Genomic DNA, 17,984 nt, shown 5'->3' with positions numbered 1-17,984 from the left:
ATTTTTCAGAAATAACTAAATATTTAAAATGTACCTTACATTTTATGAATAAAATACTTCTCTTAGACATCCCAATATTATGCTGTCCATAAGAAAAAGACGTCCCATCGGTACAAACTACCGTTGAGACGTCAATTTTTTTAATTTTGATTTGCTCTTCTACGTTTACCTCGTTTAATTAAAGCGATAATAAAGCCAATAAATAGTAGATAAACTAATCCTAACGCTATTAAGTAAGAAACGTTAATACCTTTTTCCTCTGTAACTTGATAAATTTCTACAATTTCACGATCTAATACGATAGGGAAATTTCCTTCGTCATTTACACGTATTGTATCACTATCTAACATAGCACGAAGTTCCTTATTCTCACCGATTTCATCAGCAGAAATATCAACCTTTGTTGTTTTTCCCGTGTTATTAATGACTATAATCCATCTTTCTTCATCAGAATAACGTTCAAATACTAAGAAACCATTTTCATTTTTAATTAGTTTAAATTCCCCATTACGTAACGTTTCAGACTGATTACGTAATGTTTGAACGTCTCCTATAAATTCCACCATATCCTCATCTGTCCGGAAATTATATAGCTGATGCGCATTCGGACCTGCCTCCCCGTTCATAATAATTTCTGTCCCATATTGCATTACTGGTACGCCTGGTAGTAAAAGCGTTGCAGCAATGGCAAGTCTTACTCTTGTTGGAGGATAGGCTTCGGCAGATAACGTAAAACGATCTGTTAATAAGGAATCAATCATCAATTGGGCAGGAGCTTGTTTTCCTTCAACAAATGGAGTTACATTAGTTAACAATGCCGCTGAATTCTGATCCACGTTTTTGTATGCATTGCGAAATGCGTCGTTTGTTTCTTCAAAGTATTTCGCATCAAAATTAGCGTCGCTATCTTCATTTGAAATGACATAAATATCGTTATTTACTGATTTAATGGCTTCAATCATTTCATTTAAAAATGGAGTGCTAGCCGTATCTAAATTCGTTAATCGTACGCCATCTACGTTATATGTAGTAATAAATTCAACTACTGAATTAATAAGCGCTTGCTGAACTTCTTCGTTATTTAAATCCCAACGAACTTTCCCGTTGGCAGTATCGACAATCCAATCTGCTTTTTCAGGATCTTGTGCCCATTCATGATTTTCACTAACATTCGATAAAGGGAAATCAATCATGATTTTTACATGATCATCATGAAAAGTGTCAATTAAGTTTGTCAGTTCTTCTGGCGTTCCAAACTGCGGCTCAATTTGACTATAGCTTGTGACCATTGAACCGTCATACGTTTCAGTTGTAAACACAGAACCGATTGAAGCGATTGTGAAACCCATTTTGGTGATCAAGGATCGTTTTTCAAGTAAACCTTTAAAGTCACCACCAGCAAATTGGGACGGATCTTCCGCATTGGCATTGTAATCGTTCTCTAATGTTCCATTTAATATTCGATCAACTAACAAATCATATATACTTTCATCTTCTATTGATTTTGTCTCTTCTGCTTTCGCTACAGAAGAAGTTGTCAATGAAGCAATTAATAAAAGTGACGCCGCTACGCCACTAATCCACTTTTTAAATTTCAACATAATCCCTCTCCTTCAAACCATACCAACGCCATTTTACCAAAAAAAAAAGATGAACTGCCATCTTTTAAAAGGAAAATAACAAATCCTACTATGAAATAAGACAAAACAGTGAACAACTGTAATTCTGAAAGATTTCTCTTTTAATCTGTCCAGAAGGAAATGATTTTATTGTTATTTTCTATTATATTATTCAGATTTAATTGGCGGATGAAATAAAAAAATCGTAAAGCACACATGCACTTTACGATTTTTCTATTATGCTAAGAAATTTTCACCCATTGGTAATTTGAAGCCCATAAATAATACTGCAAATAAGAAAATAGCGAATAAAACCCAAAATAGAGTAGTTGGTTTATTTTTAGCTTGACGTACTAATACCATTTCCATCATACCAATGACTAAAATACCTAAAAGGAATTTAATGCCATATTGCATTCCCATATTGTAATCCATTCCTTCGATAAATAAAGCTCCACCTGTAATAATGACTAAAATATAGAATAGACGTAATGCCATGTGAATTCCTTTAGACTTAGATGCTAAAGCTGCTACAAAAAATAATACTAATGCTATTACCCAAGTTGCAATGTGTAAATGCGTTGAGCTTGTTAAAAAGTCCATTTTATTCCCACCTTAATTTTCATTGTCAGCATTATCCTACCATAGTTAAGTTTGGAGATTCAAATATAATAGTTCTGTAGAGCTTTACAATACAAAAATAGTTTAGGTTTCATAGAGAATACTTTCAAACAAGTCATTGTTTACATCATTTGTTAAGCAAAACGATTGGAAAGAGTGCCTATTCCTTCAATCGAAATTTTCACTTCATCTCCTGCTTTTAAAAATGTTGGTGGGTTCATTCCCTTGCCGACACCTGCAGGAGTACCTGTTAAAATAATATCTCCAGGCTCCAATGTAATATGTTGAGATAAAATAGATACTAACTCCTCTACTGTAAACATCATATCTTTTGTTGAACCATTTTGGCGTACTTCACCATTTACTTTTGTTACGATTGTCAATTTTTGAGGATCTACAATTTCATCCTTCGATACAATATAAGGACCTAGTGGACAAGAAGCCTCTAAACTTTTCCCTAAAAAATATTGTTTATGTTTATCTTGTAAATCACGAGCTGTTATATCATTTGCAATCGTATAGCCAAAAATATAATCAAAGGCAAGATTTTTCGGAATATCCTTTCCTTTTTTGCCTATAACTACTGCTAACTCACCTTCGTAATCTAAGGAATTCGTTTTACCTTCATGAATCGGTAATACTTGTTCATCAGCTGCTATGGAAGTTGGTGATTTTGTAAATACGACTAAATCTTCCGGTGCTTGCTGTAAGCCCATTTCCTTTGCATGATCATTATAGTTTTTACCAATACAAATAATATTTTTTGGCGTTCTAGGTATTGGAGAAAGCCATTCTATTTCAGTAAATGGACGCTTAAATTGTTCCACTTGTTCAGATTTACTTGCAGCGTCAACTAATTTGCGAATTTGTTCAACAAAGTCAAAACCTAATGCAATCCCATCAATAATTTCTGTTGGAAAAGAAGGGAGGATATTCAGCTCTTTTTGAATGGCTAGTACATCCCATACCGCTTCCTCTTTTTTTACTTTTGGACCGAATTTTACTTCTCCATTTAAATTAAACGATAAAATCTTCATAAATAAAGGCGCTCCTTCTTTTATCCTTTGTTGATATACATTCAACTTGAGTAATTCTCAAAATCTATTAATTGAATGTATATTTTATTCCATCATACATCAAATTTTTCGAAATTGCTCATTTTTCCGACAATGTTGTTTTATAAATTAATTTTTTTACGAGCCATTCTAATGGTCCTTGTTTAAATTTAATAAACCAAAGCTCAGCAAATATAACTTGAACAATAAAAATACCAATCGCAATTAATGTACCCGTCTGGACATCAATTTCACCATACAAACTAAAACCAAAATGATAGAACAATAATGTGCAAATAATAGATTGCATAATATATAAAGAAAGGGACATTCGCCCAGCCCTCGCTAATGGTGCGAGTATTTTAACGATAAACGGAATCATACATAAACAAATCATAATTCCAATATAACCAACGGAAAGGATAGGTCCCCCTACGTACACTTTTAAATAATCAAGTAAATAAGTGCGAGTAAAGGTATATGGAGCACTTTTTATCAATATACCGAGTACGAGAAATACGATGGCTAAAGTAATCCAAAGACCCTTTAGCTCTTTTGCCCTTTCAATTAAACGCCATTTGGCAGCTGCAGCTCCTATAAGCATATATGGCAGGATAGTCGTTAAAGCTGATATCCACATACTCACCCCCATCTGAAGGGATAAATCTTTTAAACGTTGGAAAAAGGCATCCACCCAATTACCCACTCCATAAGCGGTAATGGCATCGTTAATCATTACAATATCGACTGCCGGTGCTTCTACTTCCATATTGCTCATTCCTGTTAGCGCAAAAATAGCAATGAAAAATAAATGCATGAACCCATTAATAATTAACCCAAACGTTAATAACCATCCACCGCTAAAGCGTAAAAATAGCAATAGGAAAAATCCGCAAAAGGCATACATCGTTAATATGTCGCCCCACCAAATGAAAAAGGCGTGGAGTAATCCAATAATAAGTAATATAATTAGCCTCTTTGGTCCAAATTGATAAAAGTTACTTCCAATGGTTTCTGCTTTCATAAATTGCATCGCTAACCCATATCCGAAAAGCATAGAGAAAAGGGGATAAAAACTACTTTGCACATAAATATCCAAAGTTTGATGCCAAATAATATCGGGCGCCTCTGTAAACCAACTGCCTAAATCAATATGGGGCATAGGTAAATAAAAGGCAAACATATTTACCAGTAAAATACCAAGTAAACTAAATCCGCGTAAAATATCAATCGAATGAACTCTTTCATTCAAAGTAGTCGGTTGAAAATTCACAATAGGTTCTCCTTTTCTTGTAACGTCAAAACGTAAAGTTTATCTTTCATTTTACTATATTAAGAAAAAACCTTCGAAAAAACAGCCTATTAATTTGAATCAAATTAATAGACTGTTATCTTTAAAGCTAATTGAAATGAATCTCCTTTTGAGCATTATATAAATATAAGACTTTTTCATCCACTTTTACTTGTAAAATCGATTCAATCGCTTCACTATAAATTCGAAGCTGTACTTCATATCGTTTTTTCATTTCATTTGTTAAAAAAGGTTCCTCTTTAAAAGACGGCAATATTTTATCAGTTTTATAATCAAGGAGCACCCAACGGCCTTGTTCATCTTGAAATAAACAGTCTAAAATCCCTTGTACAATTTGTGAATCCCCTTCCTCGTCTTCAATGCTTAAAGTAAAAGGAATTTCTCTATACAATTGTACTGCTCGACTAAAACGTTGGCCGATATCGGAAGCAAAAAACTGTAAAACCTTTTCAAGTTCAACTACTGCCAATTCTTCCGAAGTTAAGAGCTTACGATCTACTAATGATTGTAGGTAAGCTTGCACTTCTTCCACACGGTCGAAACCTCTTTGTGGAATATGTTGCATAACCGTATGAATAACGGTACCTATCTCTGTCGCAGATAATCCTTTTTCTTGTAAAAACATCGGTCTTTTCATAGCAGAAGAGGATGTCGATTGAATAGGGTATGTCTCCTCTTCTTCTTCCCGTTGTAAATTTTCAATCCTTTTAATCTCTGAAACACTCGTCTTTGATTTTTTCAAAATGGCATTTTTAAACGAATAACCTGTTGTAAAACGGTTTCTTAACTCGTTATAAACCTTCTCATCTAGATGGGTATCTGCCTGTTCTCCTGCTTCTTCTTGCTGTTCTGAAGTAATGCTATTCATAAAGAAGGTGTTGGAAATTGGTGTAATTCTCCACTTTGATGGGTGATCAATTGGACGATACTCTTCATCGCTAAAAGGCTCAAAGGAAGCATGTCTAGCAACAACTGGTCCAATCCAATCTAAATAGCTTTTTGCTCTAGCACGTAAATATTCAGGTAACATCACATCGGTAGGTAGTTGTTGTACTTCACACCATTTTGAACGAACCTTTTCCCAATCCTTTACTGAACCAACTAAAATCAATCTTTCCTTTGCGCGGGTCATAGCTACATATAAAATTCGCATCTCTTCCGCTTTCATTTCGAGAATTTTTTTCTCTTTCATGGCTAAAAACGGCAGTGACGTATACATAATGCGGTCATCTGGATCAATAGCTTTCACCGCTAGTCCAAACTGTTGGTCAAATAAATAAGCATTACTAAAATCCATTTGGTTAAAACTCCGACCTAATCCTGCAACAAATACGACTGGGTATTCTAATCCCTTTGAAGAGTGAATCGTTACAAGTCTAACAACGTCGTCCTTTTCTCCGATTGATTTGGCGACACCTAAATCATCGCCCCTTGAACGCATTCGATCAATAAATCGTAAAAATCGGAACAGTCCTCTAAAGGATGTCTTTTCATACATCAATGCCCGATCATGGAGAGTTCTTAAATTCGCTTGACGTTGTTTGCCATTCGCCATAGCACCGACCATTTCATAATAATTTGTATCTAAATAAATGCGCCAAATTAAATCGGATAGGGAACCACGGCGAGCTAAATTTCTCCATGTGTCAAGCTGTTGTAAAAACCTTTGAAGCTTTTCGCTAGTCTCAGAATGAATACCAGATTGTTCTTCTTCTACAAATTGTTTTACTGCTTCATAGAAAGGTGCTTTTCGATTAGCAAGACGAATTTTAGCTAATTCATTTTCTGTACAGCCAATAAATGGAGCTCTTAGGACGGAAGCTAACGGGATATCTTGATATGGATTATCAACGACTTTCAATACGTTCAACATCACCATCACTTCCAGTGCTTCAAAATACCCTTTTGAAGATTCCGCAAATAACGGAATACCAGCTGCTTTAAATTCTTCAACTAAATCATTCGACCAAGTCATGGAACGCATTAAAATCACGATATCGCTATATTTCATTGGTCGAATACGTTTAGCAGGATCTTTCTGCTTCGTATCATAGACCGTTGTCCCACCGTCCATTAATTCACGAATTCGTTTAATAATAAAACGGGCCTCTTGTTGAGATTTTTTTATCTCTTCTTCGATGATGAAATCCATTTCAGCGTCTTCATCGATTTCTTCTCCATCATCTTCCTGCTCTTCATATATGATGGCAAGTTCAATTGGCATTTCAACAGAATCATAAGGGGCTCCAGGCTTTAGGCCAGCCTTTTCATCATATATGATTTCACCGACCGTCTCTCCCATAATTTGTTCAAAGACAAAATTCGTTCCATGTAATACTTCTTGCCTGCTTCGGAAGTTCGCATTTAAGTCGATTTTTAATCCATTGGAAACAGGTTCTTCTTCAAAGTGTAAATATTTATTTAAAAAGAGCATTGGTTCTGCTAAACGGAAACGGTAAATGGATTGTTTAACGTCTCCTACCATAAATAAATTCCCGTCCATTTCACTACCACTTTTAACGAGCTGCAAAATCGTTTCCTGTAACATATTCGTATCTTGATATTCATCTACTAATACTTCTTTAAATTTTTGTTTAAAATCTAATGCAACAGGTGATGGTTGCAGTTTACCATCTTCCTTTACCGTTAAAATATCTAGAGCGTAATGCTCTAAATCGGAAAAATCGACTAATCCTCGTTGTAGTTTAGCTTCTTTGAACTTATAACTATAAGCTTCTGTTAATTCCACCAATGTTTTAATGATTGGTGCCATTAAACGAATTTCTTGTAAAAGGCGTTCCGGCTTTCGTAGAAAGAAAGATTCCTTTATTTGAGATAGGATTTTTTTTGCTTGATCCCGCTTTTTCTTTGCCCTTTCCTGAAGAACTGGATCACAACTATCCTTTTTCATTCTTGCTAATGTCGACCATTTTAAACGATTGAAAAATTCATAGGCTACTTGCCAAGTACTGTGTTCCATAATACGAATAGCTTCTTCTATTAAAGCAAAATCTAGTTCTGCCGTTTCTCCATAGGCATAAGGTCCATCTGGCTTTAAGGCAAGTTGTCGAACTTCTTCAATATGCTCCCGCGCTTCTTCTAAACTAAATTTAATCGATTTTTTTAATGGCTCTATAAAATCAAGTTCATCGATTGTTACATGCTCAGGTAAATCATATTGTTTCGGTAAAGAGCGTAACCATTTTGTCGGTTCAGGATGTACACGGGATGTTTCATATAATTTATCGATTAACGTTTCGATTGCTTGATCATCACGGTCCGATGTAAAACTATCAACTAATCGATAGACTGCATTTACTTTTTCTTCGTCTTCACTATCGTAAGCCTCTTCCAACACTTCCGCTAAAACATCATCACGAAGTAAGGCTGACTCCCCTTCATTTGCTATACGAAAACCAGGGTCAATGTCTATTAAGTACGCATATTGGCGTACAATCGCTAAACAAAAGGAGTGAAGCGTAGAAATTTGTGCTTTATTCACTAAGCTTAATTGACGTCGTAAATGCTGATTACGAGGATCTTTCGCAATTTCCTTTTCAAGGGCTTCTGCCATTCGGTGGCGCATTTCAGCAGCGGAGGCATTAGTAAAAGTAACGACTAATAGTTCATCCACATCAATTGGATTTTCTTTCGAAATTACTTTTTCTATCATTCGATTAATTAGTACAGCTGTTTTACCTGAACCGGCAGCTGCTGAAACTAATGTATCTTGACCTGTGGCCCAAATTGCCTTCCATTGTTCATCTGTCCAAGTTACATCTGGTTGTTTTTCAGGAATCGATAGACCCATTATTGTTCAACTCCTCCCGTATTTTATTGACAACATTGTTCGGTTTATCTGCTTGAAGGGAATGATATAATTGCTCATGATCAGTTGGATCAAATTGACAGACCGATTTAAAACTACAAAAATCACAGGCTGTTTTTCCCTTTAATCGGTATGGATAAATGCCTGTTTCACCGCTCAATATTCCATCACCAGCAGCTTTATGTTTTTTTCTAACATATTGTTTAATTTGATTCATATCAGCAGGATGTACGACCCGTGATAATGATGGGGACGCTGTTCCATCCTTCTTTAAATAAACTGGTACAATTTTCGAACTACCACCAAGTTCCAAATCTTCATCCATCGCAATTAATGATTCCGCATTTTCAGTAAGAAGGCCTTTCATTTTGTATTTCTTCATTCTTTCCATTTCTAATGTAGAGTCATCTAGCTCTTCTTCTACTTTTAAAATTGGATTATGAACGTGAACATATAAAACTCCAGCTGCCTCTACATCATCATCTAACCAAATATTCGCATTTTCAACTGCAACGTCTAAATACGTTAATAACTGTAAAGAAATTCCATGATACACTTCATTCAAATCTAAGTCGCGACTTGAAGATTTATAGTCGATTACTCGTAAATAAGATTTGCCTCCAACTTTAGCACTGTCAATACGATCGATTCGACCGCGAATATGCATTTTGCGTCCACCCTTTAAATCAATTTCTAAAGGTGGAAGTTGTTCATTTGGTCCAAAGGCTGCTTCTATCGCAACGGGTTTAAAGAAAGATACCTTCGCATGTTGGGAAAGGGCCATCATCGTTCTTTCTACAATTCGTATTAATTTACGTTGTATATATCGATATCGGGCACTACTCAATAATATTTGATGAGAAAACACAGGAACGATTTGCTCCACAGCTTGTCGCGCTAATTGACTACATTGAGCCCGTGTTAATCGATTCCACTGCAGGTTTTGACGCTCTGTTTCTAATGTAATCCATTTTAATGCTTCATGGAACAGGTCACCCATTGCAAAATTTTCCAATCGATAAACGGCTCGCTCTTCTAAACGCAATCCATAAGTTGTAAAGTGGGAAAATGGACAGCGGTAATATTTTTCAATACGGGAAACACTTGATGTTAATTCTGTTCCGTATAGAGCTTCCGTTATTTCAGGTGTTAATCTTTCCGCTACATTTTTCTTTTCAATAGGACGCATTACTCCATGTAATACACCTTTCCAATATGGGTCTTGTTCATAAAACGTTTTTAATGCTTGCCATTCAGTTGCAAGTTGTGCAGTATGTTCTACTTGGCGTAATTGCATCATTAAAAAGGCAAGAGACGTTCTAGGATGACGTAAATATCGAAGAACATTACTGTTTTCCAATTCTTCGCTTGGATCAATGAATACGCGATGATGGGGTAAAGTTTTTACACCATTTACTTCAAACAATTTATGTAAACGATTCACATAAAGGGATGGGAGTAATGCTTTGCTTTCTTCATCGCTACTTGCGAACGTTACATAAAGTCGATCAGTAGGTGAAGAAAAAGCACGATATATTAAAAACGCTTCTTGTAGTAATCTGTGTTTTGATGTAGGTGAAAGTTCCGTATCTATTTCAGCAAACCATCCACGTTCCACATCCGTTATTAGTCCTTCGTAATCCATCCGCATCGGATATACACCATCATTAACCCCAATAACAAATACAACTTTTTTATTGTCAAAACGGGAGAATTCAACGGTCGCAACCGTTACCTCATCAACGGAAGGAGGAATTTTAGAAAATTGGAGAGTATCGTACCCTTCATCCAAAATTTGTGCTGCTTCTTCAATAGATAGTGGTTGATCGCCGAACATATTCACAAATTGGTCTAATACATTAATCCATCTATTCCATGCTTGGTCATGTTCACTTGCTCCATCAAGTTGATGTTCCTCTAATTCAGCATCTTTTAACGCTTGAAGTTTATCGTATATTTGCAGTTCATCAATGCAACGATAAAGGGCCATTGCAATTTCTCGCCCCGTCCTTGCCGTTTTCAAGTCATCTTGTAATTTTTTTAGGGGCGTCCGAATGATTTCCTTCATTTCATCAATCAAGGATTGCATTTCCAACTCTTCATCCGTTTGTCTTTTCGAGTAAAATTCTAGTCCACGGTACTTTTTATAAAACCAGCGGGAATCTTCAAACCAACGGTGACCGTAAATCCCTTGTGCAATAATAAAGTTTTCAAATAGATCTCCTTTTTCCCTCATTTCTTTTAAATTGCTTTTCAACGGGAAAAACAAATCCGTTTTCACACTTCTAAATATCGGTTCATATTGCCAGTTGGATACGATGACTTCAAGAATAGAACGACTAAATTCAATTAAAGGATGGTGAAGCATTGATTTCTTTTCATTTGTAAAAACAGGTATATCATATTGGGCAAATATCGTTTCAATTAATGGATCATATATATCTGCTTGCCGATACATAATCCCAATATCTTTATAACGCATGCCTTCTTCTTGGACAATTCGACATATTTCCCGGGCAATTCCGTGAACTTCCGCTCTGCGATTTGCCCCTTCTAAAATTTGAACATAACCGTCGGATTGGATTGGTTCCACTACTGGTTCGTGAAATTGTTCTTCTACGTGTTGTAAATCATGATTATGGAAACGATAGCAATTATCCAAATGAATTCTTGGTTCAATTTCCAATTGAATTTTATAAGCTTCTTGAAGTAATTTATCGTACATCACTGCTGGTCGATAAAAAACAGCTTGGTCATTATATTTATCCTTTTCATCTTCAAAAGGTAATACGATCGTGACTCTTTTAGCTAATGTGAGCAATTGTTTTACAATTTCAAACTCACGAACAGTAAAGGCTGTAAAACCATCAATGTATATATGGGCGTCTTTTATTTTTTCAGAGTTTTGCAGTTGTTCTAATAAAACGGGATAATAACTGTCACCGTCTACATAACTATCCCCTAATACTTCTTCCAATTTCGTTAAAATTAACTGTAAATCCTTTGATTTTGCTATTAATGTATTAGGAGCACCTGTATCCTCTAATTTTTCAATGACCCCTTTTAAAGCCAAACTGTCGATATTATATTGGTTAAACTCCTTAATTAACATTTCTACTTCCTGGGTAAAACCACGTTTATCTGCAGCTTGGCGGAATAATGAAAATTGATCTTTGTTTTCTGTAAGCAATCGACGGATTAACATTCGATAACCAATTTTATCGATTTGTTCTTTTGCAATCCCACCGGTTTCTTGTAAGATATACCATGCTAAACGTTTAAACGTTACAACTTGAGCTCGTATAATTCCTTTAATATCATATAAATTGGTAAGCATATGCTCCGCTTGATAGGACATTTGGTCTGGTACAATTAAATAAATAGGTGAACCGAGTGGTTTTTCTTTCAATTCTTGTACGATTTCTTCATGAATGAAAGTAGTCTTCCCTGTACCGGCTCGTCCACTAATAACTCTTAACGACATAATGCTCCCCCTCTTTGATTACTAACTTCTATTATATAAGAATATATGTTCGATTCTTTAAATTTTTTATATTTTAATACATATTAACTAGATAACTTTCATTGATATTTCTCTATTATAATATTTTTTTATCATGATAGAAAAAATATCGAATTAAAAAGAGCAGTTTATAACAATCGCTCTTTTTTTACAGACATTTTCACTTTTTTTTTCTTATCGGATTGTTCACTTAAATCTCGATCAACTTTTTTATTCAAATGTTTTTCTATTGCTTTCCCAATGAACCAAAGCAAGAAAATCGCAACCCCTGCGATAATTAATTTTATCGGATCTGTTAATAGTGCTTTTAAGTCATAGCCGAGAACACTCATACTTGCAATCATAATAAATTTCCCCGCCATAATGACAAATAAATAATATTTTTTCTTTATGTTTGAAAGCCCGGCAACAATATTAACTAATACAGATGGGGTAAACGGAAAACAAAGTAAAATTAAAAGTGGACTTATTCCCCTCATATCCACCCATCTTATAAGTTTTTGCACCTTTTCTTTCCCTATAAAAACTTGTAATCGAGGATGTTTTCCAAACTTTCGAACGATTAGAAATACAACATACGATCCAAGTACCGTTCCAACCCAAGATAATAAGAAGCCAATCCATAAGCCATAAGAACTTGCATTTGCAACTACGATTACAACTAGTGGGAGGAAAGGTAAAAAGGCTTCAATAAACGGAAGTAAAATTCCGATTAGCGGTCCAAGTGTCCGATAATGTCCTGCTAAATTTTCAATATTTTCTACTGTAAACCAATCGTTCACATGTTCCACCCCAATATAAATCAAATATAAAATAGAGATAAGATCTCCTTCTAATAACCTTAATAAATTTAACCTTTGTCTAAATTAGAAACTAAGCTGTCTATGTAGATGTAATTGTTACTGCCACCTAATTGTATGCATTTTTCATAATGATAGCATTTGCAACATCGACAATATTTAACCACTTATAAAAATAATTTTTTAAGGAATTTTCTAATTTTTTCTTGATATCATTATAGTAGAAATTATTATTCATTAGACATCTTTTGTATGACAAATCTATGAAATACTATTGCCCGATATCCATACTTTTTATGACCTTATACATAATTTCCTTTTAGTAATTAACGAAAAATAAGGTTATTTTGTTTCATATTATTTTTATAATTGAACATTGCTTTACTAGAATCTATCCATTAAAGTTATATATTACTAGAATTATAGCAATCAATACTTTTTGATGAAACGAAAGGATTGTAAAAAATTGAATACAAAAATGAATGTAAATGAAGCACTTCCCCTTGATACATTTTCACAAGGTGTTAAAGACTGTATCCCGACTCTACTCGGGTATATTAGTATTGGAATAGCATTTGGTGTTATTGGGATTACATCCAATTTATCAGTTCTAGAAATATTTCTATTATCGGTGCTTGTATACGCCGGGTCTGCCCAGTTTATTTTCTGTGGATTGTATTTAGCTGGTGCTCCCTTTTCAGTCATAATTATTACTACATTTATTGTAAACCTCCGACATTTTTTAATGTCTTTAACCGTTGCCCCCCATCTAACCCAATACTCTGCATTGCGAAATATAGGGTTTGGGACATTATTAACAGATGAAACCTTTGGAGTAGCTGTTACAAAACTTGCGAAGGAGAAAACCATTGGTGGTAATTGGATGGACGGGCTAAATCTAACTGCTTATTTCACATGGATTGCCTCCTGTACCCTTGGTGGTGTAGTAGGCAAATGGCTTCCTAATGCTGAAAGTTGGGGATTAGATTTTGCCTTAGTAGCAATGTTTGCTGCTTTGCTTATTATCAACTTAGTCGATGTAGGAAAAACGAAGTTAATGCATTACTTAAAATTAATTGCCCTAATGGCCCTTATTATGTATGTTCTTTTATATTTTCTTCCTGGACATATTGCGGTGCTGATTACGACAATTATCGTTGCTACAATTGGGGTGGTGACGGAAAAATGACGACTTCCTTATCCATGATATTATTAATGATTGGTTGTGCCATTGTCACTTGGCTCCCAAGGGTAATCCCCTTTATGTTAGTACGTAATGTAAAATTACCAGATATTATTCTTAGATGGTTATCCTATATCCCTATTTGTATTTTAAGTGCCCTAGTGTTAGAGTCATTATTTAACTCCGAAGGAACTATTGTTACTTTAAATTGGTTAAATGTTATAGCATTTATACCTACATTAATTGTTGCTATTTTTACAAAAAGTCTATTTAAAACGGTAATTGTAGGAGTTTTAACGATGGCTATTTTAAAATTTTTCCTATAAAAAAGTGCGAAAGTCTTTTTGAGACTCTCGCACTTTTTTCAATTCATACTTTATAAAATATTATTTTACCGAATCGTTATATTGATTATTCGGCAATTAAAAGTCCAATACGATGGTGATCATCACTATATACAACGTGTTGCGTTAAGCGCACTTCCTTTTGATGATTCAACACTTCTAAGCGGCAATGGGCAGCATTAATTTGTAACGCTTCATATAATTGACGCTCTGTATGAACTTCAACCCCATTTACCTTTCGAATCACTTCACCTACATCTAACCCCATTTTGTCGGCCGGTGAATTGGGTAATACTCCCGCAATCATTACACCCGTTGATTGTGGAGATACCGCGTAAATATCCCTTTTTTCGCTGATTGTGTGAATAATTGAGAGGACGATTCGAGCGACTGTACCTGCTATTAAACAAATGATTCCAACGATTGGCTCAAAGTAAGCAACAAGCCCTCCCATTACAACTAGCACTCCTAGTAAAACAATTTTACGTCCCATTTTAGGATACAACTGTACCGGTAAGGAACGGCGGGCCATTTGCTGAAATCCTAAAACAATTGGAAATAAGACTAATGAAAATTGGGTCGCACCTAACGAGAATTGTGGCCACCAAGGCATATAGGCATCAATTGCATTGCCAGGAATAACAAAAAATATTGGTAGTATCCAAATTTTTTTACTTAAAAAGGCTACTGATTTCAATCCCCGTTTTGTATTTTCAACAATGGGCGATGCATAAGATGCACCATTTTTTCGTATTAACAGCCCTTCTGCAACAAGTAACAATCCGACAAGTAATGTTGTCGTAACGGCTGTACCTTCTGTTAAGTTCACACTATTAAACTTAAATCCTAATAATGAGAAGGTCCAGTCGAAATAATCCATGACCATTAATGCTACTAAACTTAAAGTAAAGATTAAGATAGGAGAAAGGAAATGGAAAACATAAAGGATAAGTGCTATCATACTAGCAATTGTCACAAAATATAAAAGCTCAGCTGATACAGTTAACCCAAAAGCGATTGAAAGTATGGAGATGCATAATGAAACTAGTAGACCTTCACTTAACAAGCCTTTTGTTTCAGACCATCCCCATAAAATACGGGTATGGAAAAACTTCCTTTCCCTTTTTACACGACGATAGCCTAAATAAACTGCCATTAAAATTGCTAAATAAAATAGTGGGTTGATAAACATACGTCCAATTGCTATAGCAATTTCTAATAATATTTCTGTAACCATTTTTCCACCGCCTAATTACTAACTATTGTCATTGTATCAAAGGAATTACCAAATGCGTAGATATAAACTAACTATTTCGCGGTGAAAAAATCGTGTATGAAGTCTATTATATAAGATTTAACTTCTTTTTTTTGATTAAATATCTCCTTTTAATCGATTCATCATAACACTAATCCCCATATTTAACTGTACATCATTTTCCATATTTTGTTTATATGATGTAACTTGCTCTCTAATACTAGCAAAAAATTCATCATCCATTTGACGACCGTTTTTTAATTTATTTTTCTTTCGATATTGTACGACTGACTCTGCTGTATCTTCATCGAAGAAACCATCCGTCCTAGTAATACTATAACCAAGACCACTTAATACTTTTTGAGTGTAGGCAATTTCTTCACTAAAGTCACCTTCACCAAACTCTCCACTTAAAGGAATTAGTTCTAATAAAAATAGTGGATGCTGCTCTACTTCTACATCGGCCTGAATACCTTTCCCATGAATCCACTCTCTTTCTGGTGTTAGCCATTTATTCGTGGAAAGTTTCAATTCGCCACCATTTTCGAGTCCCCAAGTTTCTTGCACGGTTCCTTTACCGAAACTTTTTGATCCTACAATAATTGCCCGTTCCCAACTTTGAACGGCTCCTGCCATTACTTCACTTGCAGAAGCACTTCCTTCATTTTGAAGAACGACAATTGGGAGTTTTTTCATTGTATTCAAATAAAATTCTTCCGCTTCAATGTTTGATGTTTTTAATGGTTCCATCTCACCGGCACCGTTTTGCATGTAGGCAAATGTTGTATTTGCCTTTTCAATACTACTTACGACAGCAGCTACGCTATGTAAATATCCACCTGGATTATCACGTAAATCAACTATCAATCCTTCCACATCTTCACTCACTAGTTTTTGAGTCGCATTCACCCACTCTTCGGCTGTTCGTTCACCAAACATTGAAATCGAGATGTATCCAATATTCGCTTCATCTAATTCTAGTACTTTTGATGTGACGGTTTCATTATTCATCTCTGCCCTTTCGACGCTCACTTTAATATGACGTTCCGTACTAGGACGATATAAAACGAGAGTAACTTTTTCCCCAGCTTTTCCTTGTATCATTTGCATGAGTTCGCCAATTGTTTTCCCTTCCAAACGTTGATCATCCACTTGGACGATTTCATCGAATGGTCGGATACCGGCTTTTTCAGCAGGAGAAGATTTTACAGGTGCTACAACAATAAATTTCCCATTTTTTTCTGTTATTTCAATTCCAATTCCTACCCTTTGTCCAGCCAATGATTGTTTGTGTAAAGCAGCCTCCTTTTCTGTATAGTACGTACTATAAGGGTCTTGTATGGCATTTGCCATCCCCCTTATTGCTCCTTCTATCAGCTCTTCTTCCTTTGTACCGTATACAGATTTTTGAGTAATAAGGGAGTAGGCTTGGTCAATAACAGATACATCGCTGACCTTCGATTTATCATTCCCACTATTTAAATTGTTCCAAGTTACACCCCCAGTGACAATGATACAAAGTAAAGCAAGTATTAAAAAAATTCGACTTTTCCGCATTATTTACCTCCTCTCGTTCAATCTATGAAAAAACAAAAGGAGATAACACATCGGAAAAGCCGAATTTTCTATTTTAATATTTATATCGTTGTTCCAACATCGTTTTAATTTAAATTTGTGACATATTCCTCTAATTTTTTTTGATCAAGGGGACCAACAATATGGTGCTGAATTCGCCCTTCTGTATCAATCATAAAGGTGGAAGGGATTGTTAAAATTTGATATAGGTCATCTACCCCCTTCTCTTCCATTAATAGAATGGGAAATGTTAGTTCATAACTGTTAACGAATTGTTGGACTCTTTTTACAGAATCCTTATTATACGTTATATTGATGCCGACGATTTCAACGTTTTCTTGTTTTGCATATTGGTCATAATACTCTTGTAAATGGGGCATTTCAATTTTACAAGGTGGACACCATGTCGCCCAAAAATTTAAGACAACCTTTTTCCCTTTTAAATCAGACAATTTAAACGTATCACCAGATAAAGTCTTTAATGTGAAATCAGGTGCCAATTGTCCCTTTTCTAACCCTTCTTCTTCTAAGTCTATTTCATAACCGATGGCATTTTCATCAATTGCTTTACTTTTATCAACTTGATTTTTTATATACGTACTAAGCATGATAACAACGAGTGTCATAATGATGATTAGACCAATTATTTTCTTCATAATCTACTCTCCAAAATATTATTAACGATATGTTTGTAAATGATGTAGAAGTTTACGATTCATTCTTCATTTATCCTTCATTAGAATAACACAGAACTGAAAAAGACCAAAAATTTGAAGTATCGACCGAAAAGAAAGGCTCTAAAATATTTGTTGGGGTACAGATAAAATTCAGAAAAAATAAACACGCAATCTCCTAATTTTGTTAGACT

12 protein-coding genes are annotated in these 17,984 nt (G+C 35.0%); 2 read left to right on the top strand and 10 right to left on the bottom strand.

What is annotated here, in order from left to right:
- Positions 1-140 precede the first annotated feature (140 nt).
- The 7 genes from ACH0B5_RS10340 to ACH0B5_RS10310 all read right to left on the bottom strand — a co-directional run bounded on the left by ACH0B5_RS10340 (position 141) and on the right by ACH0B5_RS10310 (position 12,741).
- A complete protein-coding gene (locus ACH0B5_RS10340) occupies positions 141-1,601 on the bottom strand; it encodes an alpha-amylase family glycosyl hydrolase (RefSeq protein ID WP_122971025.1) in 1,461 nt (486 codons plus the stop codon).
- A gap of 255 nt (positions 1,602-1,856) precedes the next feature.
- Positions 1,857-2,222, bottom strand: a complete 366-nt coding sequence (locus ACH0B5_RS10335; RefSeq protein ID WP_122971026.1) for a YisL family protein — start codon at positions 2,220-2,222, stop codon at positions 1,857-1,859.
- Positions 2,223-2,374: 152 nt separating this feature from the next.
- Positions 2,375-3,277: a fumarylacetoacetate hydrolase family protein gene (locus ACH0B5_RS10330; protein ID WP_122971027.1), complete on the bottom strand. Its 903-nt coding sequence runs from the start codon at positions 3,275-3,277 to the stop codon at positions 2,375-2,377.
- Positions 3,278-3,395: 118 nt separating this feature from the next.
- A complete protein-coding gene (locus ACH0B5_RS10325; protein WP_406927794.1) occupies positions 3,396-4,568 on the bottom strand; it encodes a DUF418 domain-containing protein in 1,173 nt (390 codons plus the stop codon).
- 127 nt (positions 4,569-4,695) lie between these two features.
- The gene (gene addA / locus ACH0B5_RS10320) at positions 4,696-8,418 is read right to left on the bottom strand and encodes a helicase-exonuclease AddAB subunit AddA (protein WP_341361821.1); all 3,723 of its coding nucleotides are present in this window, start codon (positions 8,416-8,418) and stop codon (positions 4,696-4,698) included.
- Positions 8,399-11,920, bottom strand: coding sequence for a helicase-exonuclease AddAB subunit AddB (addB, locus tag ACH0B5_RS10315; protein ID WP_122971030.1), 3,522 nt, complete (start codon positions 11,918-11,920; stop codon positions 8,399-8,401). Before addB ends, addA begins: the two co-directional genes overlap by 20 nt.
- A gap of 167 nt (positions 11,921-12,087) precedes the next feature.
- Positions 12,088-12,741 carry a TVP38/TMEM64 family protein gene (locus ACH0B5_RS10310; RefSeq protein WP_122971073.1) on the bottom strand — a complete coding sequence of 218 codons (654 nt, stop codon included), beginning with the start codon at positions 12,739-12,741 and terminating at the stop codon, positions 12,088-12,090.
- Positions 12,742-13,237: 496 nt separating this feature from the next.
- Between ACH0B5_RS10310 and ACH0B5_RS10305 the strand changes: the two genes are divergently transcribed.
- Positions 13,238-13,948, top strand: coding sequence for an AzlC family ABC transporter permease (locus tag ACH0B5_RS10305; RefSeq protein WP_122971074.1), 711 nt, complete (start codon positions 13,238-13,240; stop codon positions 13,946-13,948).
- The gene (locus ACH0B5_RS10300) at positions 13,945-14,268 is read left to right on the top strand and encodes an AzlD domain-containing protein (protein WP_341361820.1); all 324 of its coding nucleotides are present in this window, start codon (positions 13,945-13,947) and stop codon (positions 14,266-14,268) included. Before ACH0B5_RS10305 ends, ACH0B5_RS10300 begins: the two co-directional genes overlap by 4 nt.
- 85 nt (positions 14,269-14,353) lie before the next feature.
- Here ACH0B5_RS10300 and ACH0B5_RS10295 read toward each other — a convergent pair whose 3' ends face one another.
- From ACH0B5_RS10295 to ACH0B5_RS10285, 3 genes are all read right to left on the bottom strand, one after another.
- On the bottom strand, positions 14,354-15,523 hold the full coding sequence (locus tag ACH0B5_RS10295) for a PDZ domain-containing protein (RefSeq protein ID WP_341361819.1): 1,170 nt from the start codon (positions 15,521-15,523) through the stop codon (positions 14,354-14,356).
- Between the two features lie 135 nt (positions 15,524-15,658).
- The gene (locus ACH0B5_RS10290; protein WP_341361818.1) at positions 15,659-17,098 is read right to left on the bottom strand and encodes a S41 family peptidase; all 1,440 of its coding nucleotides are present in this window, start codon (positions 17,096-17,098) and stop codon (positions 15,659-15,661) included.
- Positions 17,099-17,202: 104 nt separating this feature from the next.
- The gene (locus tag ACH0B5_RS10285; protein ID WP_122971034.1) at positions 17,203-17,772 is read right to left on the bottom strand and encodes a peroxiredoxin family protein; all 570 of its coding nucleotides are present in this window, start codon (positions 17,770-17,772) and stop codon (positions 17,203-17,205) included.
- Positions 17,773-17,984: the final 212 nt, after the last annotated feature.

It is taken from the genome of Ureibacillus sp. 179-F W5.1 NHS (genome assembly GCF_045369345.1).
GTDB lineage: Bacteria > Bacillota > Bacilli > Bacillales_A > Planococcaceae > Ureibacillus > Ureibacillus halotolerans.
Note: the sequence above shows the minus strand (reverse complement) of the source record. Positions and strands in the feature narration are given on the sequence as shown.